We start from the raw sequence: 22506 nt of genomic DNA on the forward strand, positions 1-22506 counted from the left end.
AGTCCGGCGATGCGGCGTTCCGGCGGCCCAGCGTTCCGGCGATGCGGCGTTCGGGCGTTCCAGCGGCTCAGCGCTCCGACGGCCCAGCGGCCCGGCGGTCCGGCGGCGGTCAGCAGCGTATGACGCCCGCGTCCTCGCCGTATTCGCCCAGGACGACGACGCTCACCGCGGCCGCGGCGAAGACCTTCGCGGCGCGCAGGATGCTGCCGAGGCTGTGGCGGGGGCGGAAGTCGGAGGTGGCGGTGGCGCCGCTCGGGCGGCCGCCCTGGATCGGGGTGAAGGTTGCGGTGCTCATGAATCCATGGTGCGTTTCCGCGCCGCCGCGCACATCGCTCTGGGGACGGAATCCCGGGGCCCCCCGCATCCTCCTCGCGACCCATGCCGCCCCCTAGTGGCCCTCCCTCAGGTCTGACACTCCCCCGTACGACACCCGTCCGGAGGTCCCGGCCCCCAGCGCTTCCGGCACCCCAAAACCATTCGCGCCGCCCCGCCGCGATGGCTAGAATCTCCGCTCTTGCCCGCCTCCCGCCGCGTCATCGGGGAGAGCCGCCCGCCGGACAGAAACCGGCGGGCATCTGTTCCGTACCGATCACCGCAGACGCTCACGCAGCTCCGCGATCCGCAGCTGGAGGCAGTTCCGTGCCCGCGCACGCCCCCGAGTCCGACACCCCGCCCACCGCCGTTCCCGCACGCGCGGCCACCGCGACCGCGACCGCGACGGAGACCGTGCCCGCGACCGCGGCCGGCCCCCTGGCCCGCGAGCGCGCGCACCTCGCCGCCTCCCGCTCCGCGCTCCGCGCCATGCGCGCGGACGTCGAGGCCCTCGACATCCGCGACGTCACCGCGAATTGGGTCAACGCGATCGTCCTGCAGGCCCAGATCGACGACCGCATCAAGGCGCTCGCCGACCTCGCCCACACGCCCCTCTTCTTCGGCCGCCTCGACTACCTGCACGCACCCGGCGCGAAACTCGCCGAGGGCGCGGGCGGCGAGCAGTTCTACATCGGCCGCCGCCACGTCCACGACGCCGACGGCGACCCGATGGTCATCGACTGGCGCGCGCCCGTCTCCCAACCCTTCTACCGCGCCTCCAAGACCGACCCGCAGGACGTCTCCCTGCGCCGCCGCTTCGGCTACACCGGCGGCGAACTCACGGCGTACGAGGACGAGCACCTGTCCGACCCGGACCCGTCCGGGCCCACGGCCGCCGCCACCGTCAGCAAGCTGCTCCAGCAGGAGATCGAGCGCCCGCGCGTCGGCCCCATGCGGGACATCGTCGCGACGATCCAGCCCGAGCAGGACGAGATCGTCCGCTCCGGCCTGTCCGGTTCCGTCTGCGTCCAGGGCGGCCCCGGCACCGGGAAGACGGCGGTCGGCCTGCACCGCGTCGCGTACCTGCTGTACGCCCACCGCGACCGCCTGGCCCGCACCGGCACGCTGGTCATCGGGCCGAACCGTTCCTTCCTGCACTACATCGAGCAGGTCCTCCCCGCCCTCGGCGAGCTGGAGGTCAAGCAGGCCACCGTCGACGACCTGGTCGCCCGCGACGGCCTGGAGGTACGCGGCTCCGACGCGGCCGAGACCGCCGTCGTCAAGGGCGACGCCCGGATGGCGGAGGTCCTGAACCGCGCGGTCCGCTCGCACGTCACCCTGCCCACCGAGGTGCTGATGGTGGTCCGCGGATCGCGCCGCTGGCGCGTGCCGGCGTACGAGCTGTGCGAGATGGTCGAGGAGTTGCGCAGCCGCGACATCCGCTACGGCGCGGCCCGCGACGCACTCCCGCAGCGGATCTCGCACGCGGTGCTCGTACGGATGGAGCAGGCGGGCGAGGCGCCGGACGACCGCGTCCAGGACGCGGTGGCGCGCAACGCGGCGGTGAAGGCGGCGGTGAAGGAGATCTGGCCGCCGGTGGAACCGGCGAAGCTGGTGCTGCGGCTGCTGTCGGACCCGGAGTTCCTCGCTGCGCACGCGCAGGGCGTCCTCACGGCCGACGAGCAGAAGCTCCTCCTGTGGCCGAAGCCGTACCGGAGCGTGAAGTCGGCGAAGTGGTCGGCGGCGGACCTGGTCCTGATCGACGAGGCGGCGGATCTGGTGGAGCGGACGTCTTCGCTGGGCCATGTCGTGCTCGACGAGGCGCAGGACCTCTCGCCGATGCAGTACCGGGCGGTGGGCCGGCGCTGCACGACGGGTTCGGCGACGGTACTCGGCGACCTCGCCCAGGGCACGACCCCGTGGGCGACGCGCAGTTGGGACGAGGCGCTGACCCACCTCGGCAAGCCGCAGGCGGTGCTGGAGGAGCTGACGGCGGGCTTCCGCGTGCCGCGCGAGGTGATCGCGTATGCCTCCCGCCTGCTGCCCTCGATCTCACCGGGCCTGGCCCCGGTCTCCTCGGTCCGTGAGGCGCCGGGCTCCCTGCGGATCACACGGACCGGGGAGCCGTCGGAGCTGACGGCGACGGTGATCGAGGCCTGCCGCGCCTCCCTGGAGCAGGAGGGATCGGTCGGCCTGATCGCGGCGGACGCCCGTGTTCCGGCCCTGGCGGAGGCCCTGCGGGCGGCGGACCTTCCGTATCTGTCGCCGGGCGAGGAGACCACGGCGCGCTCGCGGCTGACGCTGGTGCCGGCGTCGCTGGCGAAGGGTCTGGAGTACGACTACGTGGTTCTGGACGAGCCCGCGGCGATCGTGGACGGCGAACCGGACGAACGGACCGGCCTGCGGCGGCTGTACGTGTGCCTCACCCGCGCCGTCTCGGGCCTGACCCTCCTCCACGCGGCCCCCCTCCCGGCGGCCTTGACCTGACCCCGCCGGTGCGCGTGCCTCTGCCCGGAGCCGGCCCGGTCCTGACGCCGGCCCCACAGCGGGACCGGCGGACCCGGCCGGCGGGCGGAAAAGCGGAGGTTCAGGACAGCGCCGTCCGCCACTGCGCCACCGCCGCCGCCGACACCGGCCGGCCCCATCCGTCGGGCCGCGCCGCGCCGCCGATGTGGAAGGCGTCGATGCCGCCCGCGCGCAGCACCGGCAGGTGCGACAGGGCCAGCCCGCCGCCGACGAGGATCCGCGGCCCGTAGCCCGGCTCGCCGCCGCGCGCCGCCTCCGCCAGCAGCACCGGCAGGCCGGCGTCGACCCCCGCCGCCGCGCCCGCCGTCAGGTACGTGTCCAGCCCGGGCAGCTCCGTGAGCGCCTTGCGCAGCTGGTCCCGGTCCGCCGCGCGGTCGATCGCCCGGTGGAAGGTCCAGCGGCAGCCGTCGAGCTCGGCCAGGATCGCCTCCACGGCGGCCAGGTCGGGGCTGCCGTCGGGGTTCAGGAAGCCGAGGACGAACTCCTGCGCCCCCTCGGCCCGCAGCGCCCGCGCCTCCGCGACGAGCGCGGCGACGTCGCCCGCCGCGAAGCCGTCCGTCGTGCGGAGCATCACGCGCAGCGGGATGTCGACGGCCGCCCTGATCGCCGCGAAGGTCTCGCGCGGCGGGGTGAGCCCGTCGGCGGCCATCTCGGTGACCAGTTCGAGTCGGTCCGCCCCACCGGCCTGGGCCGCGATCGCGTCCTGCGCGTCGAGGGCGATCACCTCCAGGAGCGCACGGTTGCTCATTCGATCCCATCCTTCGGAAAGCTGCTCGTGTGACCCGCGCCGGGGCAGCCCGCCGGGGGCGGTCGGCCGGCGGGCGAGTCCGGGCCAGTACGGAAAATAGGTCTAGTCCAATATCCAGAGTACGGGCCCGCCCCCGCGCTTCACCAGCACCAGCACCCTCACCATCACGCCACCCCCACAATGTGCGCATGGACTCAGGCACCCCGCACACCGACACCCAGGCCGGCACCGGCGACCGGGCCGCGGCCGGCACCGCAGCCCTCCACGCCCGGTGGCTGGCGACGGCCTCCGCCGCCGGGGCCCCCGCCGACCGCGATCCCGCCCCCTACGCCGAGCGGCTCCTCGCCGCCTGGTCGGAGCCGCAGCGCCGGTACCACACCACCGCGCACCTGGCCGACGTACTCGCACGGATCGACGTACTGGCGCCGCACGCCGCGGATCCCGCCGCCGTACAGCTCGCCGCCTGGTTCCACGACGCCGTCTACCGCCCCGACCGCTCCGAGAACGAGGAGCGCAGCGCCGCCCTGGCCGAGCGCGCCCTCGCCGAGCTCGGCGTCGACGCCGCCCGCACCGCCGAGGTCGCCCGGCTGGTCCGCCTCACCGTCACCCACGACCCCGCACCCGGCGACACCAACGGCGAGGTGCTCTGCGACGCGGACCTCGCCGTACTGGCGGGCGCCCCGGACGCGTACGACGCGTACGTCGCCGCCGTCCGCGCCGAGTACGCCTTCGTCCCGGACGACGCCTTCCGCACCGGCCGCGCCGCCGTACTCCGCCAGTTGCTCGGCCTGCCGCGGCTCTTCCGTACGCCCTACGGCAGCGAGCGGTGGGAGGCCCCGGCCCGCGCGAACCTCGCCGCGGAGCTCGCCGCCCTCACGTCACGACCCTGATGCCGCACGGGCGGCCGGGGACGCACCCGATGTCACGGCCCCCGATGTCATCCGGCTGACATACGGCGCAGGACGGTGCCGGGAATGCGATCCCCTCCGCCACGGTTGATCAGTGGCATGCCCGCAGCCGCCGCACGCCCCCGCATGCCCGTCGCCGTGTACATCCTCGGCCTGTCCGTCTTCGCCCTCGGCACCAGCGAATTCATGCTCTCCGGGCTGCTGCCACCCATCGCCGACGACATGGGCGTCACCATCCCGCAGGCGGGCCTGCTGATCTCCGCCTTCGCGATCGGCATGGTCGTCGGCGCACCGCTGCTGGCCGTGGCCACCCTGCGCCTGCCGCGCCGCACCACCCTCATCTCCCTGATCTCCCTCTTCGGCCTCGGACAGGTCGCGGGCGCGCTGGCTCCCTCGTACGAGCTCCTCTTCGCTTCCCGCGTCATCTCCGCCCTCGCCTGCGCGGGCTTCTGGGCCGTCGGCGCGGCCGTCGCCATCGCCATGGTCGAGCAGAACCAGCGGGCCCGCGCCATGGCCGTCATGATCGGCGGCCTGTCCATCGCCAACGTCCTCGGCGTCCCCGCCGGCGCCTTCCTCGGCGAGCACCTGGGCTGGCGCTCGGCGTTCTGGTCGGTCGGCGCCGCCTCCGCCATCGCCCTCATCGGCATCCTGGCGCTGATCCGGAAGATCCCGCTGCCCGCCGAGAAGCCCAGCCTCGGCCGCGAGCTGCGCATCTACCGCGACCGCCAGGTGTGGTTGTCCATCGTCATCACGGCGCTGGCCGCGGGCGGCGTCTTCTGCGCCTTCAGCTATCTGTCGCCGCTGCTCACGGACGTGGCGGGGCTGGACTCGCACTGGGTCCCCTGGATCCTCGGCCTCTTCGGCATCGGCGCGCTGGCCGGCACCACCCTCGGCGGCCGGGTCGCCGACGCGCACCTGTTCGGCGTGATGATCTGGGGCATCACCGCCTCGACCGTCTTCCTGGCCGCGCTCGCCCTGCTGGCCCCGGTCCAGATCGCGGCGATCGCCCTCTCCTTCCTCATCGGCTTCTCGGCCTTCTTCACCGCCCCCGCGCTCAACGCCCGCATGTTCAACGTCGCGGGCGCCGCCCCCACCCTGGCCGGAGCCACCACCACGGCCGCGTTCAACCTCGGCAACACGGGCGGCCCCTGGCTCGGCGGCGCCGTCATCGACGCCGGCCTCGGCTTCTCCGCCACCGCCTGGGCGGGCGCCGCCATGACCGTCACCGCGATCGCCCTCGCCGTCGTCGCCTTCCGCCTGGACCGCCGTACGCCGCCGCGCGCGACCCGCGTGGTCACCTCCGGCTCGGCCACCCGGGCGACGGCGGCCCTGGACGCGGCGCCCGCGGACCGGGCCGCCCGCGCGTAACCCGGAAGGACGCGGGGCCAGGCCCGGAACAGCCTCGGCGGCCTCGGCTACGCCGGGCGCCCCTTCGGACGGCGCAGGCCGGCCCCGCTCAGGCGGCGGACGAGTTCCTTGCTGCCGATCTCCACCGCGCCCGCGGCGACCGCGGCCGCGTACCGGTACGAGGGCACGTCGTAGTGGTCCCGCTCGAAGGCCCTGGGCGGGCAGCCGATGGCCGCAGCGAAGGCGTGCAGCTCCTCGTACGAGACGTCGCTGACCAGGTGCGACCACATGCGGCCATGACCCGGCCAGGTGGGCGGGTCGATGTACACCGTCACCGGCGGCTCACCGGCCCACACGGAAGACGGGGCCCAGGCCGCCGACCGAGGCCACCTTCACTCCCGCCTCCGAACACACCCAGTGCGGGTCCGGCCCCAGTTCCGGCTCCACCTCCAGCGCGTGCGGTTCGCCGTGGGTACAGACCGGGCACAGCGGCCAGCGCCCGTACTTCTCCAGCAGCGCGTCCTGTACGTCCTGGGCGACCAGTCCGGCCAGGTTGTCCACTCCCTCCGGCCACTGCTCCACCCACCACCGGCGGTGCGTGACCGAGTCCTCGACGAGGGAGACGACATCGGCATCGGCGACCTGGCCGGCGGCGAGGTCGGCGAGAACGAGGGCGCGGGCGACGTGCAGCGCCTGCTCGAGGGGGATCGCGTGGTCCATGCGGCCATTGTGAACCAGCTCGGGCCGAGTGGCGACGGTCGTTTCTTCCCCCTATGGCGCCTTGACGCCCCCACGGGCTGAAAATAGGTTTCACGCGTGAGCATGAACGCGAAGGAAACTTCCAGCGGCTCGGGCGCTCAGTCCCCCGCCCCCACGTCCCCCACAGCCCTCCCGCCCCAGCCGGCCGCTCCGGGCCTCCCGGCCACGCGGGCGACTCCGGCCACCCAGGCGACCGCGGCCACGCAGACCTCCCCTGACACCCCGCCCGTCCAGGCCGCCCCTGACACCCCGCTCGCGCAGACCTCCCCGGCCTCCCCGCCGGCGCATGCGCTCCGCGCCCGGATCCGCAGCCTCGGCCCCTCCATGACCCGCTCCATGCAGGCCGTCGCCGAAGCCGTCGCCTCCGACCCGGCCGGCTGCGCCCAGCTCACCGTCTCCGCCCTCGCCGCACACACCGGCACCAGCGAAGCCACCGTCGTGCGCACCGCCCGCCTCCTCGGCTACCCGGGCTACCGCGACCTGCGCCTCGCGCTCGCCGCCCTCGCCGCCCAACAGGAATCCGGCGCCGCCCCCGCCGTCACCGTCGACATAGCCGTCGACGACCCGATCGCGGAGGTCGTCGCCAAACTGGCCCACGAGGAGGCGCAGACCCTCGCCGACACCGCCGCCGGACTCGACCTGACCCAGTTGGCCGCCGCCGTCACCGCCCTCGCGACGGCCCGCCGGATCGACATCTACGGCGTCGGCGCGTCCGGCCTCGTCGGCCAGGACCTCGCCCAGAAGCTGCTCCGCATCGGTCTCGTCGCCCACGCCCACAGCGATCCCCACCTGGCCGTCACCAACGCCGTCCAGCTGCGCCCCGGCGACGTGGCCGTCGCGATCACCCACTCGGGCTCCACGGGCGACGTGATCGAACCCCTCCGTACCGCCTTCGAACGCGGCGCCACCACCGTCGCCCTCACCGGCCGCGCCAACAGCCCGGTCGCCCACTACGCCGACCTGGTCCTGGCCACCTCCGCCCCCCGCGAGACCCAGCTGCGCCCCGCCGCCATGTCCAGCCGGACCAGCCAGCTCCTCGTCGTCGACTGCCTGTTCGTCGGCGTGGCGCAGCAGACGTACGAGACGGCCGCGCCCGCCCTCGCCGCCTCCTACGAGGCCCTCGCCCCCCGCCACCACATCCCCGTACCGACCGGCAGCAAGCGCAGCACCACCGGCACCACCGGCACCACCCGCTAGGAGCACGCCACCCATGACCGCGTACGCCGACCTGCGCGCCCAGCTGGAGACGCTGACCACCGAGGCCTTCCGTCCCGAACTGGCCGAGATCGACCAGCTGCCCACCCTCGACATCGCCCGCACCATGAACGCCGAGGACGCCACCGTCCCGGCCTCCGTCGCCGGCCAGCTGCCGCGGATCGCCGCCGCGATCGACGCGATCGCGCCGCGGATGGCCCGCGGCGGACGGCTGGTCTACGCGGGCGCCGGCACGGCCGGCCGGATGGGGGTCCTCGACGCCAGCGAGTGCCCGCCCACCTTCAACACCGACCCGTCCGAGGTCGTCGGCCTGATCGCGGGCGGCCCCTCCGCCATGGTCAAGGCCGTCGAAGGCGCCGAGGACTCCAAGGAGCTGGCCGCCCAGGACCTCACCGCGCTCGCGCTGACCGCCGACGACACGGTCGTCGGCATCTCCGCCTCCGGCCGCACCCCGTACGCGATCGGCGCCGTCGAGTTCGCCCGTACGCGCGGCGCGCTCACCGTCGGGCTCTCCTGCAACGCCGGCTCCGCACTCGCCGCCGCCGCCGAACACGGCATCGAGGTCGTCGTCGGGCCCGAGCTGCTCACCGGTTCCACCCGGCTGAAGGCCGGCACCGCGCAGAAGCTGGTCCTCAACCTCATCTCGACGATCACGATGATCCGGCTCGGGAAGACGTACGGAAACCTGATGGTCGACATGCGCTCCTCCAACGAGAAGCTGCGCGCCCGCGCCCGCCGCATCGTGGCGCTGGCCACCGGCGCACCCGACGAGGAGATCGAGGCCGCCCTGACCGCCACCGGCGGCGAGGTCAAGCACGCCGTCCTGGTCATCCTCGGCGGCGTCGACGGCCCGAAGGCGGCCGAACTGCTCGCCGCCTCGCAGGGCCACCTCCGCGCGGCCCTCACCCTCGCCCTCGCGGACGCCCAGCCCCGCACCGTCTGACCACCCGGCCCCGACAGCAAGGCGACAACCACCATGCCCACGGACAAGAACCGCGCCACGGCCGCCGCGATCCTCCCCCTGGTCGGCGGCCCGGACAACATCACCTCGATCGCGCACTGCATGACGCGCCTGCGCATCGGGCTGCGGGACCGCGGCCTGGTCCGGGAGGAGGCGCTGCGGGCCGTCCCCGGCGTCATGGGCGTGGTCGAGGACGACACCTACCAGATCGTGCTGGGGCCGGGCACCGTGGCCCGGGTGACCCCGGAGTTCGAGGCGCTCGTTCAGGAGGGCCGCTCGGCGGCGGCCGACCGGCCCGTCACGGCGGAGGAACTCAAGGCGCAGGGCGCGGCGATGAAGGAGGCTCAGAAGGCGAAGAACTCCACGCCCTTCAAAATGTTCCTGCGCCGCATCGCGAACATCTTCGTGCCGCTGATCCCGGCGCTGATCGGCTGCGGCATCATCGCGGGCCTGGGCGGCGTCCTCACCAACACGGGCTGGCTGCCGGGGGTCGTGCCCGCGCTCACCGCGATGGCCTCCGGCTTCATGTCACTGATCGCCGTCTTCGTCGGCTACAACACGGCCAAGGAGTTCGGGGGCACGGCCATCCTCGGCGGCGCGGTCGCCGCGATCATCGTCTTCCCGGGCGTCGCCAAGATCGACGCCTTCGGCCAGCAGCTCTCCCCGGGCCAGGGCGGCGTACTGGGCGCCCTGGCGGCCGCCCTGCTCGCCGTCCACGTGGAGAAGTGGTGCCGCCGCTGGGTACCGGAGACCTTGGACGTACTGGTCACCCCGACCCTGACCGTTCTCGTCTCCGGCCTGGCCACGCTCTTCGGCCTGATGTTCCTCGCCGGCGAGGTCTCCACCGCCATCGGCGCCTTCGCCAACTGGCTCCTCGCCACCGGCGGCGCCTTCGCCGGCCTGGTTCTGGGCGGCCTCTTCCTCCCGCTGGTGATGCTGGGCCTGCACCAGGCCCTGATCCCCCTCCACACCACCCTGATCGGCCAGTCCGGCTACACCGTGCTGCTGCCCATCCTCGCCATGGCGGGCGCGGGCCAGGTCGGCGCCGCCATCGCCGTCTACTACCGCCTCCCCCGCAACGGCTCGCTCCGCGCCACCATCAAGTCCGCCCTCCCGGCCGGATTCCTCGGCGTAGGGGAACCGCTGATCTACGGCGTCTCCCTCCCCTTGGGCCGCCCCTTCGTCACCGCGTGCATCGGCGGCGCGGCCGGCGGCGCCTTCGTCGGCCTCTGCCACCAGCTCGGCGTCGCCTTCGGCTCCACCGCCATCGGCCCCTCCGGCTGGGCCCTCTTCCCGCTGCTGGACGGCACGTCGGGCATGGGCCTCACCCTCGCGATCTACGCGGGCGGCCTGGCGGTGGGCTACCTGGTGGGCTTCGCCGCCACCTACTTCTTCGGCTTCACGCACCGGATGCTGACCGACCTGAACACCGACCCGGCCCCGGCCGCCGCCTCCTCCGGCCCGGGCACGACAAAGGAACCGGCCCTGTCCCCCTGAGTCCCAACCCCACCCCGTCCGGCCCCGCGCGGCGGCCCCGCACCCGCTCAGCCCGCCCGCGGAGTTGCCTCCGCCTTCGGTTCCGCGCAGCGGGCCCCGCATGATGGGGCCATGATCGACGCCATACCTCCCGTCGTCCCGGCCGGCCGGATGCGCGCCCTCCCCCAGCCGGTGTTTCCCCTGGGCCACGTGCGTCTGCGCCCCTGGGAACCGTACGACGCACCCGTGCTGGTGGAGTCCTGCCTCGACCCGCAGATCCGGCACTGGAACCGCCCGGACCGCCTCACCCTGGCCGAGGCCGAGGACCGGATCTCGCGCTGGCACGCCCGCTGGCAGGCGGAGGAGGCCGCGATCTGGGCCATCGCCCCGGCGGCCTCCGGCCCGGCCGTGGGCCTGATCGGACTGGCCGACCTCGATCTGCGCGGCGGCAGCGGCGAGTTCCTGTACTGGCTCCTGCCCGCGGGACGTGGCAGCGGCGTCATGGCGAAGGCCACGGACCGCATCAGCCGCTGGGCCTTCGACGACCTGGGCCTGCACCGCCTGCGCATCACGCAATCCGTCGCCAACCCGGCCTCCTGCGCCATCGCGACGAAGGCCGGCTTCCCGCTGGAGGGCACCCTGCGCGGCGCCCTCCTCCACGCGGACGGCTGGCACGACGAACACCTCCACGCCCGCCTGCGTACCGACTGACGTCAGCACCTCCTGGCGTGGGTCACTCCATCGCATTAACCTCCCGCATTTGATTCGCTGCGGAGAGTCATATGCCACGAGGGTATGCCCATGTACTCATTTGCCCCCATCTCCGCGTACGGCTGACGGCGGTGGCATCGTAAGTAGCATAGGTGGCATGAGCGAGCCCACCCAGAAGTACTCCATCTCGATGCCCCGCGACGTCGCCGAAGCCGCCCGCGCCCGCAGCGGCCCCTCCGGCCTGTCCGCCTACGTCACGGCCGCCGTGGCCCGCCAGATCGAGCGGGACAACCTGAACGAGCTCATCGCCGCAGCCGAGGCCGAGATCGGCCCGATCACCCAAGAAGAGATCCAAGCCAAGGCCGACATCCTCCTGGGCACGCGCCAGGAACAACCGAACACCAGCGAGAGCGAGTCACAGGCCGCATGACTTCACCCTCTGTCACCCCTGCGGGCACGCTCGTCCTCGACAGCGAGGGACTCGCCAAGTACGTCCTGCGAGACCGGGAGGTCGTCGGATGGCTGGCGGCCGCCGGCGCCCGGGACTTCCGCGTGATCACGAGCACGGCAACGCTGGTCGAGGTGATGCACCCCCGCATCAATCAGGCGGCGCTCGCCTGGGCGCTGTCCCGCATCGTCATCGAGCCCGTCACCGAAGAGGTGGCCCGGCGCGCCTCGGCTCTCCTCCGCGAGGCGGGCCTGCACGGGCACAAGTACGCCATCGACGCGATGCTCGCCGCGACGGCGCTCGCGGCGCCCGGCCCCGTCACCGTCCTCACCTCCGACCCGGCGGACCTGACCGCACTCTGCGGTAAGCGCCTCACCGCCGTGAAGGTCTGACCAGGGCCGCGCCCACCGGGGCTCGGGCTCCACGCATGGGACCGAACGCCTCGTCCGCCGTACCGGCATCCTCGATCCTCGTCCCTCCGGCGCGGCCCCGGACCGGCCGCACATGACCTGCCGACGGACTCGACCGGGCCGCCTTCGTCACCAGCCCCTGACCGGGTCCACTCGAAGCCCAGCCGGCCCGGCCGCTCCGCCGTCAGGGCCCCTCCACCGCCGGCGGCCCCGCGGGCCTCGGCACCCTGCCGGACTGGCCGCGCCGGTACACCTGGAGCCGCGACACCTCGTACGACATCTCCGTGACCCCCGGCTCCGGCGCCGGATGGTACCGCCCGGCCGACACCGACAGGTTGACGATGAGGTACGCGTGCCAGGCGCGGCCCACACCCCTGCCGTCGCTGTACACCCTGGCGCCGTTGACCCACCACACGACCGAGTTCTTCCCGAACTCGACCTTCAGGTCGACCCAGGCTCCGGGCCGCACCGACGGGTCGCGGTGCTCGTGGTGCCCCCTCCGGACGTGGTTGGTCAGCTCCAGCAGATCCGGGTTGTCCGGGTGGTACTCGAAGACGTCGATTTCCTGGCCACCGTCCCGCCAGGTCCAGATCGCGGGCCACGCCCCGATCTCCACCGGCAGTTTGACGCGTGCCTCCAGCACGTCACCGGTGCGCGCCATGAAGCCCTCGTCGCTGCCCTCGGTGGTGAGCAGCCCGGCGTTCCAGTTGCCGTCGGAGCGCCGCGTCGCGCGGAAGACGCCGCTTCGGCTGTAGGCGGGATCGGAGACGAGGTGGTCGAGCTTGTTGTCGCCCGGGTTGACCGGGCCGCCGTCGGGATAGGCCCACGAGCGGCCGGCGACCCACTGGGTGAGGGAGGCGAAGTCGGCGGTGAAGACGGGGGCGCTGCGCGGCGCGAAGAGCGCCGTGTCACCGCCCCTGGGGGCGAGGCGGGGCGTCAGGCGCCGCAGCCAGCCCAGTTTTTCGGGGTCCATGGCGGGTTTCTGCCCTTAACCGGACGCAAACATACCGCAATTCTCGCGGTGCGTGATGGTATGGATGCACTCAGCTATCGAGGGCGCGCGCCGCCTCGATGAAGGCGCGGATGAGCTCCGGTGACTTCACTCCGCGCTCCCGCTCGACCCCGCTGGAGACGTCCACACCCCAGGCCCCGGTGGTCCGGGTGGCTTCCCGGACGTTGGCGGGGGTCAGCCCGCCCGCCAGCAGCCACCGGCCCTTCGGCGCCGTGAACTCCTCGGAGCCCCAGTTCCACGGCTTGCCCGACCCCGGGTCGGGGGCGTCGAGCAGCAGCAGGTCCTCGCCCAGCTCGCCGCAGCGTTCGACGTGCTCGGCCGTGGCGCGGATCAGCGTCCGGCCAGGCCCGCGCAGCTCCTCGTAGTACTCGGCCCCCTCGTCCCCGTGGAGCTGTACGGCGCGCACGCCGCTCTCATCGGCCAGGCGGCGCACCTCCCCGACGGCCTGCCCCCGGAACACCCCGACGGTGAGGACCCCGTCCGGCACCAGCGCGGCGAGTGCGCGCGCGGTGGCGGCGTCGACGGTACGCGGGCTGCCGGGGGCGAAGACGAACCCGACGGCGTCGGCGCCGGACTCGACGGCCACCTCCACGTCGCGCGCGGTCCGCAACCCGCAGATCTTGATAAACGGTTGGGTCATACGCATCAGTCAACCCCACAATGGCCCGATGGACGAGAACGGGGTGGAGATCACCACAGGCGGGCAGGATTCCGAGCTCGACACCCGGCTGGGCAAGGAGCTGGACGCCTTCAACAAGGCGGCGACGGCCGGGCACGACCAATCTGAGTTCACCGTACGGATCACGGAGGCCGACGGCTCGCTCGTGGCCGGCCTGAGCGGCTGGAGCTGGGGCGACCGGGCGGGCATCGAGCTGACCTGGGTGCGCGAGGACAGCCGCGGCGGGGGCTGGGGAGCGAAGCTGCTGGCCGCGGCCGAGGACGAGGGCCGCCGCCGGGGCTGCCGCACGATCATGGTCTCCTCCTTCACCTTCCAGGCGCCGGCCTTCTACGCCCGCCACGGCTACGAGGAGACGGCCCGCGTGCCCGGCTTCCCGGGCGGCCACGAGGACGTGTACTTCCTCAAGCAGCTCTGAGGACCGCTCGACCGGTCCGGCGAAAACGCCCGAGGGCGGCACCCCCGCGGGGGTGCCGCCCTCGTTCGAGAACAGCCGATCAACCAGAGGCCGGAGCCAGGGGCCGATCAGAAGTCCATGTCACCGCCCGGCATCCCGCCCGGCGCGCCGGCGCCGGCCTTCTCGGGCTTGTCGGCGATGACGGCCTCGGTCGTGAGGAACAGCGCGGCGATCGACGCGGCGTTCTGCAGCGCGGAGCGCGTGACCTTCGCCGGGTCGATGATGCCCTCGGCGATCATGTCGACGTACTCGCCGGTCGCGGCGTTCAGGCCCCAGCCGACGGTCAGGTTGCGGACCTTCTCCACGACGACGCCGCCTTCGAGGCCACCGTTGACGGCGATCTGCTTGAGCGGAGCCTCCAGGGCGAGCTTCACGGCGTTGGCGCCGGTCGCCTCGTCACCCGACAGGTCGAGCTTCTCGAAGACCGAGGAGGCCTGGAGCAGGGCCACGCCACCACCGGCGACGATGCCCTCTTCGACGGCCGCCTTCGCGTTGCGAACGGCGTCCTCGATGCGGTGCTTGCGCTCCTTGAGCTCCACCTCGGTCGCGGCGCCGGCCTTGATGACGGCCACGCCGCCGGCCAGCTTCGCGAGGCGCTCCTGGAGCTTCTCGCGGTCGTAGTCCGAGTCGGAGTTCTCGATCTCGGCACGGATCTGGTTCACCCGACCGGCGACCTGGTCGCTGTCACCGGCACCGTCGACGATGGTGGTCTCGTCCTTGGTGATGACGACCTTGCGGGCGCGGCCCAGCAGGTCGAGACCGGCGTTCTCCAGCTTGAGGCCGACCTCCTCGGAGATGACGGTGCCACCGGTGAGGATGGCGATGTCGCCGAGCATGGCCTTGCGGCGGTCACCGAAGCCCGGAGCCTTGACGGCGACGGACTTGAAGGTGCCGCGGATCTTGTTGACGACCAGGGTCGAGAGGGCCTCGCCCTCGACGTCCTCGGCGATGATCAGCAGCGGCTTGCCGGACTGCATGACCTTCTCCAGAAGCGGCAGCAGGTCCTTGACCGAGCCGATCTTGGAGTTGACGATCAGGATGTACGGGTCGTCGAGCGACGACTCCATGCGCTCCATGTCGGTGGCGAAGTACGCCGAGATGTAGCCCTTGTCGAAGCGCATACCCTCGGTGAGTTCCAGCTCCAGACCGAAGGTCTGGGACTCCTCGACGGTGATGACGCCTTCCTTGCCGACCTTGTCCATGGCCTCGGCGATGAGCTCGCCGATCTGGGTGTCGGCAGCGGAGATGGAGGCCGTGGAAGCGATCTGCTCCTTGGTCTCGACATCCTTCGCCTGGGCAAGCAGGGCGGCGGAGACGGCCTCGACGGCCTTCTCGATACCACGCTTGAGGGCCATCGGGTTGGCGCCGGCGGCCACGTTGCGCAGGCCCTCGCGAACGAGTGCCTGGGCCAGCACGGTGGCGGTGGTCGTACCGTCGCCGGCGACGTCGTCCGTCTTCTTGGCGACTTCCTTGACCAGCTCGGCGCCGATCTTCTCGTACGGGTCCTCGAGCTCGATCTCCTTGGCGATGGAGACGCCGTCGTTGGTGATCGTGGGGGCGCCCCACTTCTTCTCAAGGACGACGTTGCGACCCTTGGGGCCAAGGGTGACCTTGACGGCGTCGGCGAGCTGGTTCATCCCACGCTCGAGACCGCGCCGGGCCTCCTCGTTGAACGCAATGATCTTGGCCATCTGAAGTGGTCCTCCCGGACAGGGGTGGATTGCTCCGGACCGCGCCCGCGCCCGCGACGGACGGCCTGCGTGCCCGGCGGTTCCTTCCCGCCGGACCCTGCGGGCCTCACCGACCCGGTCCTCGTTTTAGTAGCACTCTCACCTGGAGAGTGCTAACGCCAATGATTAGCACTCGACCCCCGCGAGTGCAAGCGGCTTCGGGCAACGCGCGGCGAAGAAGCAGGCGGGACACGGGCCGACCGGGCACGACGCGCGAGGGGCCCGCATCCCGTGTCCAGGATGTGGGCCCCTCGTGTGTACGACGTGGGTACGTGTACGTGTGTACGCGTCGGCGGTCGAGCGCGCCGGGCTAGCCGAGTGCGAGCTTGACCATGTCCGCCTGCGGACCCTTCTGGCCCTGCGAGATCTCGAACTCGACCCGCTGACCCTCTTCAAGGGTGCGGTACCCGTCCATCTGGATGGCGCTGTAGTGGACGAACACATCCGCACCACCGTCGACCGCGATGAAGCCGTAGCCCTTCTCCGCGTTGAACCACTTGACGGTGCCCTGAGCCATGCCTAACTCCCCTATTACTGGCCCTTGCGCAGGAACGCACTTCGCGCTCCCGGGTCAGAACTTGCGCCGGAACGCGTCGACCGAGGCTGAATGTATCCGCGTCGGTGCTGTCTGCAACAGGTCAATCCGACGAGAATTCTGGACACGGGGAAACATTGAAATAGAGTGAAAATTTGCCATATTCCAGGGCAACTCGGGCCCGGCATATCTCGCCAAAGCCTCATACCGCACTTGCACATTGACCCGATGTCGACCCTGACGCGGCCCGCTCATATGCGGCGGGCAAGAACAGCGGAGGGGACTTCCCCAACTCTACCGCGCCCAATCAAGCAGAATTGCCCCCTCCGTTTATAGCGGAGGGGGCAATTACGGTTTTCGCGTGCCAGCTGACCGGATCAGCCGCCGGCGACGGCGGGGATGATCGAGACGCCCGCGCCGTCCGGGGTCGCCGTCTGCAGTCCACCCTCGAAGCGCACGTCGTCGTCGTTGACGTACACGTTGACGAAGCGGCGCAGCTTCCCCTGGTCGTCCAGGACGCGCGCGGCGATGCCCGGGTGGCTCTGCTCCAGGGACTGGATGACCTCGGCGAGGGTCGCGCCCTCGGCCGGGACCTCGGCCTTGCCGCCGGTGTAGGTGCGCAGGATGGTGGGGATGCGGACGTTGACGCTCATGGCGCTACTGCCTTTCCGGTGTACAGGAGGAGGGTCAGGCCAGCCCGGCGGCGCGGAACGCGTCCAGGCTCGGGCGGATGGTGGCGCTCTGGCCGCTGTCCGCGGCCACCGCCTCCAGGGTCTTGAGGCCGTCACCCGTGTTCAGGATCACGGTGGTCAGCGCCGGGTCGAGCTGCCCGTTCTCGACGAGCTTCTTCGTCACGCCGACGGTCACGCCGCCCGCGGTCTCGGCGAAGATGCCCTCGGTCTGCGCGAGGATCTTGATGGCCTCGACGACCTGCTCGTCGTTGACGTCCTCGACGTAGCCGCCGGTGCGGCGGGCGATGTCCAGGACGTACGGGCCGTCCGCCGGGTTGCCGATCGCCAGCGACTTGGCGATGGTGTTCGGCTTCTGCGGGCGGACCACGTCGTGACCGGCCTTGAAGGCGGTCGACACCGGGGAGCAGCCCTCGGCCTGGGCGCCGAAGATCTTGTACGGCTTGTCCTCGACGAGGCCGAGCTTGACGAGCTCCTGCAGACCCTTGTCGATCTTCGTCAGCTGCGAGCCAGACGCGATGGGGATCACGATCTGGTCGGGCAGCTGCCAGCCGAGCTGCTCGCAGATCTCGTACGCGAGGGTCTTGGAGCCCTCGCCGTAGTACGGGCGCAGGTTGACGTTGACGAAGCCCCAGCCCTCGCCCAGCGGGTCCCCGATGAGCTCGGAGCAGAAGCGGTTGACGTCGTCGTAATTGCCCTCGATGCCCACGAGGTCGCCGCCGTACACACCGGCCATGACGACCTTGCCCTGCTCCAGGTCGTGCGGGATGAACACGCAGGAGCGGAAACCGGCCCGGGCGGCCGCGGCGCCGACGGCGCCGGCCAGGTTGCCGGTGGAGGAGCAGGACAGGGTGGTGAAGCCGAAGGCGCGGGCGGCCTCGACCGCGATGGCCACGACGCGGTCCTTGAAGGAGTGCGTCGGGTTGCCGGAGTCGTCCTTGACGTAGAGCTTGCCGGTGAAGCCGAGCTCCTTGGCCAGATTGGCCGCGTCCACGAGCTTGGTGAAGCCGGGGTTCAGGCTCGGCTTGGAGGCCACGTCCGCGGGGACGGGCAGCAGCGGTGCGTAACGCCAGATGTTGTCGGGGCCGGCCTCGATCGCGGCGCGCAGGGCTTCCGGGTCGCCGGTCGGCAGGTCGTAGGCGACTTCCAGCGGCCCGAAACACTCGGAGCAGGCGAAAATGGGGCCGAGCTCGAAGCGGGTGGCGCACTCCCGGCAGGAAAGGCCGGTGGCGGGTCCGAGGTCAACAGAGGTGGAATCAGTCTGTGCAGCCATGATGGCGAGGCCCTTTCTCCTCATCTTCCCCATGGCGCACTTCGCCATGAGACGGAATTGGCACCTTCCCTAGCCGGGGACCTCGCTGCTGGCACTGATGTGCGTGATCGCGAGAACCGACTGGAGGGTTGCCGGGGCTTCAACGGGCCGTGTCCCTCTGCCCCTCTGGATGAGCGGTATGGCACCGGGCGACGCGCTCTATGGCGCACCCGGGCATTTGTGCGCGAGGACCCCCGGCATGCGGTGGTCCTTCGCGTTGTTCAAGACTGTAACCGAAGGCCCGGGCGGTTGAGACAGCCGTCCGAACCGCGAGATGGATCACATATCGACCCAAACCAGGGAGTGCTGAGAGTGCTGGAAGAGGTGGAGCGCTGGCTGGCCGACCGCTCCTGGTCCGCCGCCGACCGACCGCTCGCCCAGCTGCTCGACCGGAAACGGGCGGCGGGCACCACGGTCAGCGTGGTGCTGCCGGCGCTCGACGAGGAAGCGACGGTCGGCGCCATAGTCGAGGTGATACGGCGTGAGCTGATGGAGGGACTTCCGGTCCCCCTGGTCGACGAGCTGATCGTCATCGACTCGGGTTCCGCCGACCGGACCGCGGAGCGGGCCGCCGCGGCCGGCGCCCGGGTGGTGCACCGCGACGAGATCCTTCCGCGCATCCCGGCCCTGCCCGGCAAGGGCGAGGTGCTGTGGCGTTCGCTGCTGGTCACCACCGGCGACATCGTCTGCTTCGTCGACGCCGACCTGCGGGACTTCTCGGCCGCCTTCGTCTCCGGAATCGTGGGCCCGCTGCTGACCGAGCCGGACGTGCAGTTCGTCAAGGCCATGTACGACCGCCCCCTCGACACGGAATTCGACGGGCTCGCCTCCGGCAAGACCCCCGGCCAGGGCGGCCGGGTCACGGAGCTGGTGGCCCGCCCGCTGCTCAACCTGCACTGGCCGCGGCTGGCGGGGTTCGTGCAGCCGCTGGGCGGCGAGTACGCCGTACGCCGCTCCCTGCTGGAGCGGCTGCCGTTCCCCGTCGGGTACGGCGTCGAGCTGGGCCTGCTGGTGGACGCGCTGCACACGGTCGGGCTGGACGCGCTGGCCCAGGTGGATGTCGGCGTACGGCTCCACCGCCATCAGGACGGGCAGGCACTGGGCCGGATGGCCGCGGCGATCTACCGGACCGCGCAGCTGCGACTGTCGCGCGGGCACCTCGTACGGCCGGAGCTGACGCAGTTCGAGCGGGGACCGGACGGGTTCGTGCCGCGGACGTACCCGGTGGACACCGAGGAGCGCCCGCCGATGCTCGGCGTCACCGAGTACGCGCGGCGCCGGGTGGCCTGACCCGGGACACCCCGTGCCCCTCGGAGGTGGCCGGGGACGTTTGAGCGGGAGCGACCCGGGCTAGGTTGGCCGCATGGCTTCTCAGGTACTCGTTGCAGCGAATCGCGGCCCGCTCTCTTACGCTCTCGCCGCCGACGACACGCTCAGTGCCCGGCGCGGCGGGGGCGGTCTGGTCTCGGGCCTCTCCACGGCCCTCGCGGAGCAGCCCGATGCGGTGTGGATCTGCGCGGCGCTCTCGGAAGCGGACCGTGAGGCGGTCCGCCGGGGCACCGCCGAGCCGGGCGTCCGGATGCTGGACATCGATCCCACCGTTTACGACGACGCGTACAACGGCATCGCCAACTCCGTGCTCTGGTTCACCCACCACCACCTGTACGAGATCCCGCGCGAGCCGGCCTTCGACGCGGCGTTCCGGCGGCAGTGGGAGTCGTACGTCGCCTACAACCAGGCCTTCGCGGAGGCCTTGGCGCAGGAGGCGGGCGACGGGGCCTGCGTGCTGGTGCAGGACTACCACCTGGCGCTGGTGCCGGGTGCGCTGCGCGAGCTGCGGCCGGACCTGCGGATCTCCCACTTCACGCACACGCCGTGGGCGTCCCGCGAGTTCCTGCACATGCTGCCCGACGACATCCGGCGGCAGCTGGTGTGGGGGATGCTCGGGGCGGACCGGCTGGGCTTCCACACGTGGGAGTGGGCGGCCAACTTCATCACCGGCGCGAACATGGACGACGCGAGCGGCGTGGCGGAGGGGTCCCTCCCGGCCGGGGACGCGGAGCGCGGGGTGTGGCACCGCAGGATGAAGGCGGACGGGAGCGGGTACGCGGAACGCCGGTTCACCGAGGTGACCGAATACCCGCTCGGCGTGGAGGCGGACGAGCTGCGCGCGCTGGCGCACCGGCCGGAGGTCGACGAGAAGCTCGCGGAACTGCGGGCGGAGGTCGGGGACCGCAAGACGATCGTCCGGGTGGACCGCACGGAGCTGTCGAAGAACATCCTGCGGGGACTGCGGGCGTACCGGGAGCTGCTGACCACGCACCCCGAGTGGCGCGGCAGGGTGGTGCACCTGGCCTCCGCGTACCCGTCCCGGCAGGACCTGGCGGTGTACCGGGCGTACACGGAGTCGGTGCGGGAGCTGGCGCGGGAGATCAACGCGGAGTTCGGCACGGAGGACTGGCAGCCGGTGCTGGTGTCGGTGAAGGACGACTTCACGCGCTCGCTCGCGGCGTACCGGATGGCCGACGTGGCCCTGGTGAACCCGGTGCGGGACGGGATGAACCTGGTGGCCAAGGAGATCCCGGTGGTGTCGGAGGCGGGGTGCGCGCTGGTGCTGTCCACCGGGGCGGGGGCGTACGGGGAACTGCGCGAGGACGCGCTGACGGTGAACCCGTACGACGTCACGGAGACGGCGCAGGCGCTGCACGCGGCGCTGTCCATGCCGGAGCCGGAGCGGGCGGAGCGCACGAAGCGCCTGGCCGCGGCGGCGACGGCCCTGCCGCCGGCACGGTGGTTCGCGGCCCAGCTGTCCGACCTCGGCGCGCCCACGTCACCCTGAGCGACCCCGAGCCCCGCGGGACCGCCCCGCGGGGCTCGGGGCTGGGCCCCGGCCCCTCAGCGGCAGCGGCAGCGGCAGCGGCAGCGGCAGCGGCAGCGGCAGCGGAGCCTGAGGCGCCGCCCGGGGCGCGGTCCTCGGCCGCGGCGCGGCTTGAGGCGCGGCCCCGGGAGCGGCGGCGGCGCTCGTTCAGGCGCGCAGCGCAGCGGCAAGGGCCGCCAGGAGGCGCACCACCTCCGCCGGGCCGTCCACGATGAGGTCCGCGCGGGCGGCCAGCTCCGGAACCTCCGCGGAGCCACTGCACACCAGCAGCCCCGGCAGTCCCTCCGCCCGCCGTTTCTCCACGGCCGAAAACGCCGCGAGGTCGCCCAGGTCGTCCCCCGCGTACAGGACCGCCTCGGCCTCCCGCTCCGCCAGGAACTCCGTCAGGGCGACGCCCTTGTCCATGCCCGGCGGCCTCAGCTCCAGCACCGCCCGGCCCGGCTCGACCATCAGCCCGTGGCGCGCGGCCAGCTCGGCGAGAGGTGCGCGCAGCGCGGCGAAGGCGGCTTCGGGGTCGGCGGCGCGGCGCGTGTGCACGGCCAGTGCCCGGCCCTTCTCCTCGATCCACGTGCCCCGCCAGGCCCCGATCGCGTCGAGGAATCCCGGCAGCTCCGCCCGTACGGCCGCCACACCGGGGTGTTCGGCGGGCGCGTGGACGATTCCGGTGACGGCGTCCCACCGCTCGGCCCCGTAGTGGCCGAGGACGACGAGGTGTTCCAGTCCGGGGACTCCGGCGAAGCCCCCGTAGCGGACGGCCACGCCGGCCGGCCGGCCGGTGACCACGGCCACGGAGGCCACTTCGGGGGCCAGCGCGGCCAGGGCGGTTACGGCTCCCGTGTGGGCGCGCGCCTGGTCGGGGTCCGGGACGATGTCGGCGAGGGTGCCGTCGAAGTCGAGGCCGATCACGGATCGGCGGGGTGTTCGGAGGAGGGCTTCGAGGCCCTCGCGCCCGGCTGCGGTGACGGGCGTCGGCAAGTCGTGCGGGTGGCTCCCCATACGGACGACCCTAACGGCCCCGCCGGGCGACGGCTATGGCGCAGGCCACCCCCGGCGGCGGCCGGCGGCTGTCACCGCCGGGCACGCTGGGCCTCGCGGATCCGCCGCAGCCGGTTCACCGTGCCCGGCGCGTGGGCCAGGGCACGCGGGTCGTCCATGAGCGCGTTGAGCAGTTGGTAGTAGCGGACCGGGGGCATCCCCAGTCCTTCGCGGATGGCCCGCTCCTTGGCCCCGGGCCCGGGCCAGGTGCGGGCCTCGTACGCGAGCACCGCGGCCTCCGTGGCCGTCAACTGCCCCTCGTCCGTCATACCGCCAGATTAACGCCGCCCACCGACACGGGCCCGGCGCGGCCATCCCGGCCCACCTACCCGGGCCACCCCGCCCGGCCACCCGGCCCGGC

24 protein-coding genes and 1 riboswitch are annotated in these 22506 nt (G+C 72.5%); of the genes, 12 read left to right on the top strand and 12 right to left on the bottom strand.

From position 1 onward, the window contains the following. Nucleotides 1-109: 109 nt before the first annotated feature. Entirely contained in the window at nucleotides 110-295 is a 186-nt protein-coding gene (locus tag ABZX75_RS09045; protein WP_355409398.1) for a hypothetical protein, read from the bottom strand. Between the two features lie 506 nt (nucleotides 296-801). On the opposite strand from ABZX75_RS09045, the gene ABZX75_RS09050 reads away from it, so the two are divergent. Continuing rightward, a complete protein-coding gene (locus ABZX75_RS09050) occupies nucleotides 802-2799 on the top strand; it encodes an AAA family ATPase (protein ID WP_355409601.1) in 1998 nt (665 codons plus the stop codon). A 100-nt stretch (nucleotides 2800-2899) separates the two neighbouring features. Here the strand turns inward: ABZX75_RS09050 and ABZX75_RS09055 are convergent, their stop codons facing one another. After that, nucleotides 2900-3586 carry a copper homeostasis protein CutC gene (locus tag ABZX75_RS09055; RefSeq protein WP_355409400.1) on the bottom strand — a complete coding sequence of 229 codons (687 nt, stop codon included), beginning with the start codon at nucleotides 3584-3586 and terminating at the stop codon, nucleotides 2900-2902. Between the two features lie 188 nt (nucleotides 3587-3774). On the opposite strand from ABZX75_RS09055, the gene ABZX75_RS09060 reads away from it, so the two are divergent. Together ABZX75_RS09060 and ABZX75_RS09065 are read left to right on the top strand one after the other, a co-directional pair. After that, nucleotides 3775-4476, top strand: coding sequence for a hypothetical protein (locus tag ABZX75_RS09060; protein ID WP_355409402.1), 702 nt, complete (start codon nucleotides 3775-3777; stop codon nucleotides 4474-4476). A gap of 144 nt (nucleotides 4477-4620) precedes the next feature. Continuing rightward, entirely contained in the window at nucleotides 4621-5862 is a 1242-nt protein-coding gene (locus ABZX75_RS09065) for a Cmx/CmrA family chloramphenicol efflux MFS transporter (protein WP_355409602.1), read from the top strand. 47 nt (nucleotides 5863-5909) lie between these two features. Here ABZX75_RS09065 and ABZX75_RS09070 read toward each other — a convergent pair whose 3' ends face one another. Beyond that, complete coding sequence (locus ABZX75_RS09070) at nucleotides 5910-6176, bottom strand: DUF4031 domain-containing protein (RefSeq protein ID WP_355409404.1); 267 nt, start codon at nucleotides 6174-6176, stop codon at nucleotides 5910-5912. 7 nt (nucleotides 6177-6183) lie between these two features. Beyond that, nucleotides 6184-6561, bottom strand: a complete 378-nt coding sequence (locus ABZX75_RS09075; protein WP_355409406.1) for a hypothetical protein — start codon at nucleotides 6559-6561, stop codon at nucleotides 6184-6186. A 96-nt stretch (nucleotides 6562-6657) separates the two neighbouring features. On the opposite strand from ABZX75_RS09075, the gene ABZX75_RS09080 reads away from it, so the two are divergent. From ABZX75_RS09080 to ABZX75_RS09105, 6 genes are all read left to right on the top strand, one after another. Next, the gene (locus ABZX75_RS09080) at nucleotides 6658-7797 is read left to right on the top strand and encodes an SIS domain-containing protein (RefSeq protein ID WP_355409408.1); all 1140 of its coding nucleotides are present in this window, start codon (nucleotides 6658-6660) and stop codon (nucleotides 7795-7797) included. 13 nt (nucleotides 7798-7810) lie between these two features. Then, the gene (gene murQ, locus ABZX75_RS09085) at nucleotides 7811-8758 is read left to right on the top strand and encodes an N-acetylmuramic acid 6-phosphate etherase (RefSeq protein WP_355409410.1); all 948 of its coding nucleotides are present in this window, start codon (nucleotides 7811-7813) and stop codon (nucleotides 8756-8758) included. Nucleotides 8759-8791: 33 nt separating this feature from the next. Then, entirely contained in the window at nucleotides 8792-10273 is a 1482-nt protein-coding gene (locus tag ABZX75_RS09090) for a PTS transporter subunit EIIC (protein ID WP_355409412.1), read from the top strand. Between the two features lie 111 nt (nucleotides 10274-10384). After that, nucleotides 10385-10963 (top strand): GNAT family N-acetyltransferase, encoded by a 579-nt coding sequence (locus ABZX75_RS09095; protein WP_355409414.1) that lies wholly within the window; start codon nucleotides 10385-10387, stop codon nucleotides 10961-10963. 157 nt (nucleotides 10964-11120) lie between these two features. Further along, nucleotides 11121-11393, top strand: a complete 273-nt coding sequence (locus tag ABZX75_RS09100) for a CopG family transcriptional regulator (RefSeq protein WP_355409416.1) — start codon at nucleotides 11121-11123, stop codon at nucleotides 11391-11393. After that, nucleotides 11390-11803: a PIN domain-containing protein gene (locus ABZX75_RS09105; protein WP_355409418.1), complete on the top strand. Its 414-nt coding sequence runs from the start codon at nucleotides 11390-11392 to the stop codon at nucleotides 11801-11803. The genes ABZX75_RS09100 and ABZX75_RS09105 overlap by 4 nt, the downstream gene beginning before the upstream one ends. A 202-nt stretch (nucleotides 11804-12005) precedes the next feature. Here the strand turns inward: ABZX75_RS09105 and ABZX75_RS09110 are convergent, their stop codons facing one another. Beyond that, nucleotides 12006-12794, bottom strand: coding sequence for a beta-glucanase (locus ABZX75_RS09110; protein ID WP_355409420.1), 789 nt, complete (start codon nucleotides 12792-12794; stop codon nucleotides 12006-12008). 70 nt (nucleotides 12795-12864) lie between these two features. Beyond that, the gene (locus tag ABZX75_RS09115; RefSeq protein ID WP_355409422.1) at nucleotides 12865-13473 is read right to left on the bottom strand and encodes a phosphoribosylanthranilate isomerase; all 609 of its coding nucleotides are present in this window, start codon (nucleotides 13471-13473) and stop codon (nucleotides 12865-12867) included. A gap of 28 nt (nucleotides 13474-13501) precedes the next feature. Between ABZX75_RS09115 and ABZX75_RS09120 the strand changes: the two genes are divergently transcribed. Then, entirely contained in the window at nucleotides 13502-13927 is a 426-nt protein-coding gene (locus tag ABZX75_RS09120) for a GNAT family N-acetyltransferase (protein WP_355409423.1), read from the top strand. Nucleotides 13928-14034: 107 nt separating this feature from the next. Here the strand turns inward: ABZX75_RS09120 and groL are convergent, their stop codons facing one another. The 4 genes from groL to thrC all read right to left on the bottom strand — a co-directional run bounded on the left by groL (nucleotide 14035) and on the right by thrC (nucleotide 18217). Further along, the gene (gene groL / locus ABZX75_RS09125) at nucleotides 14035-15657 is read right to left on the bottom strand and encodes a chaperonin GroEL (RefSeq protein WP_355409425.1); all 1623 of its coding nucleotides are present in this window, start codon (nucleotides 15655-15657) and stop codon (nucleotides 14035-14037) included. A 349-nt stretch (nucleotides 15658-16006) separates the two neighbouring features. Then, a complete protein-coding gene (locus ABZX75_RS09130; protein WP_030009783.1) occupies nucleotides 16007-16213 on the bottom strand; it encodes a cold-shock protein in 207 nt (68 codons plus the stop codon). A gap of 395 nt (nucleotides 16214-16608) precedes the next feature. Beyond that, a complete protein-coding gene (locus ABZX75_RS09135; protein ID WP_355409428.1) occupies nucleotides 16609-16884 on the bottom strand; it encodes a MoaD/ThiS family protein in 276 nt (91 codons plus the stop codon). A gap of 34 nt (nucleotides 16885-16918) precedes the next feature. Continuing rightward, nucleotides 16919-18217, bottom strand: a complete 1299-nt coding sequence (gene thrC / locus ABZX75_RS09140) for a threonine synthase (RefSeq protein ID WP_355409430.1) — start codon at nucleotides 18215-18217, stop codon at nucleotides 16919-16921. After that, nucleotides 18211-18369, bottom strand: a riboswitch (SAM riboswitch). (Overlaps the previous gene by 7 nt.) 175 nt (nucleotides 18370-18544) lie before the next feature. On the opposite strand from thrC, the gene ABZX75_RS09145 reads away from it, so the two are divergent. Continuing rightward, nucleotides 18545-19522 carry a glucosyl-3-phosphoglycerate synthase gene (locus ABZX75_RS09145; protein WP_355409432.1) on the top strand — a complete coding sequence of 326 codons (978 nt, stop codon included), beginning with the start codon at nucleotides 18545-18547 and terminating at the stop codon, nucleotides 19520-19522. A gap of 73 nt (nucleotides 19523-19595) precedes the next feature. Next, the gene (locus ABZX75_RS09150) at nucleotides 19596-21071 is read left to right on the top strand and encodes a trehalose-6-phosphate synthase (RefSeq protein ID WP_355409434.1); all 1476 of its coding nucleotides are present in this window, start codon (nucleotides 19596-19598) and stop codon (nucleotides 21069-21071) included. Nucleotides 21072-21257: 186 nt separating this feature from the next. On the opposite strand, the gene otsB is transcribed toward ABZX75_RS09150, so the two are convergent. Together otsB and ABZX75_RS09160 are read right to left on the bottom strand one after the other, a co-directional pair. Further along, nucleotides 21258-22106 (bottom strand): trehalose-phosphatase, encoded by an 849-nt coding sequence (otsB, locus tag ABZX75_RS09155; protein WP_355409436.1) that lies wholly within the window; start codon nucleotides 22104-22106, stop codon nucleotides 21258-21260. Nucleotides 22107-22177: 71 nt separating this feature from the next. Then, the gene (locus tag ABZX75_RS09160) at nucleotides 22178-22414 is read right to left on the bottom strand and encodes a DUF3263 domain-containing protein (protein ID WP_355409438.1); all 237 of its coding nucleotides are present in this window, start codon (nucleotides 22412-22414) and stop codon (nucleotides 22178-22180) included. Nucleotides 22415-22506 lie beyond the last annotated feature (92 nt).

Origin of the sequence: Streptomyces sp. NPDC003038, assembly GCF_040611115.1 — a bacterium.
GTDB lineage: Bacteria > Actinomycetota > Actinomycetes > Streptomycetales > Streptomycetaceae > Streptomyces.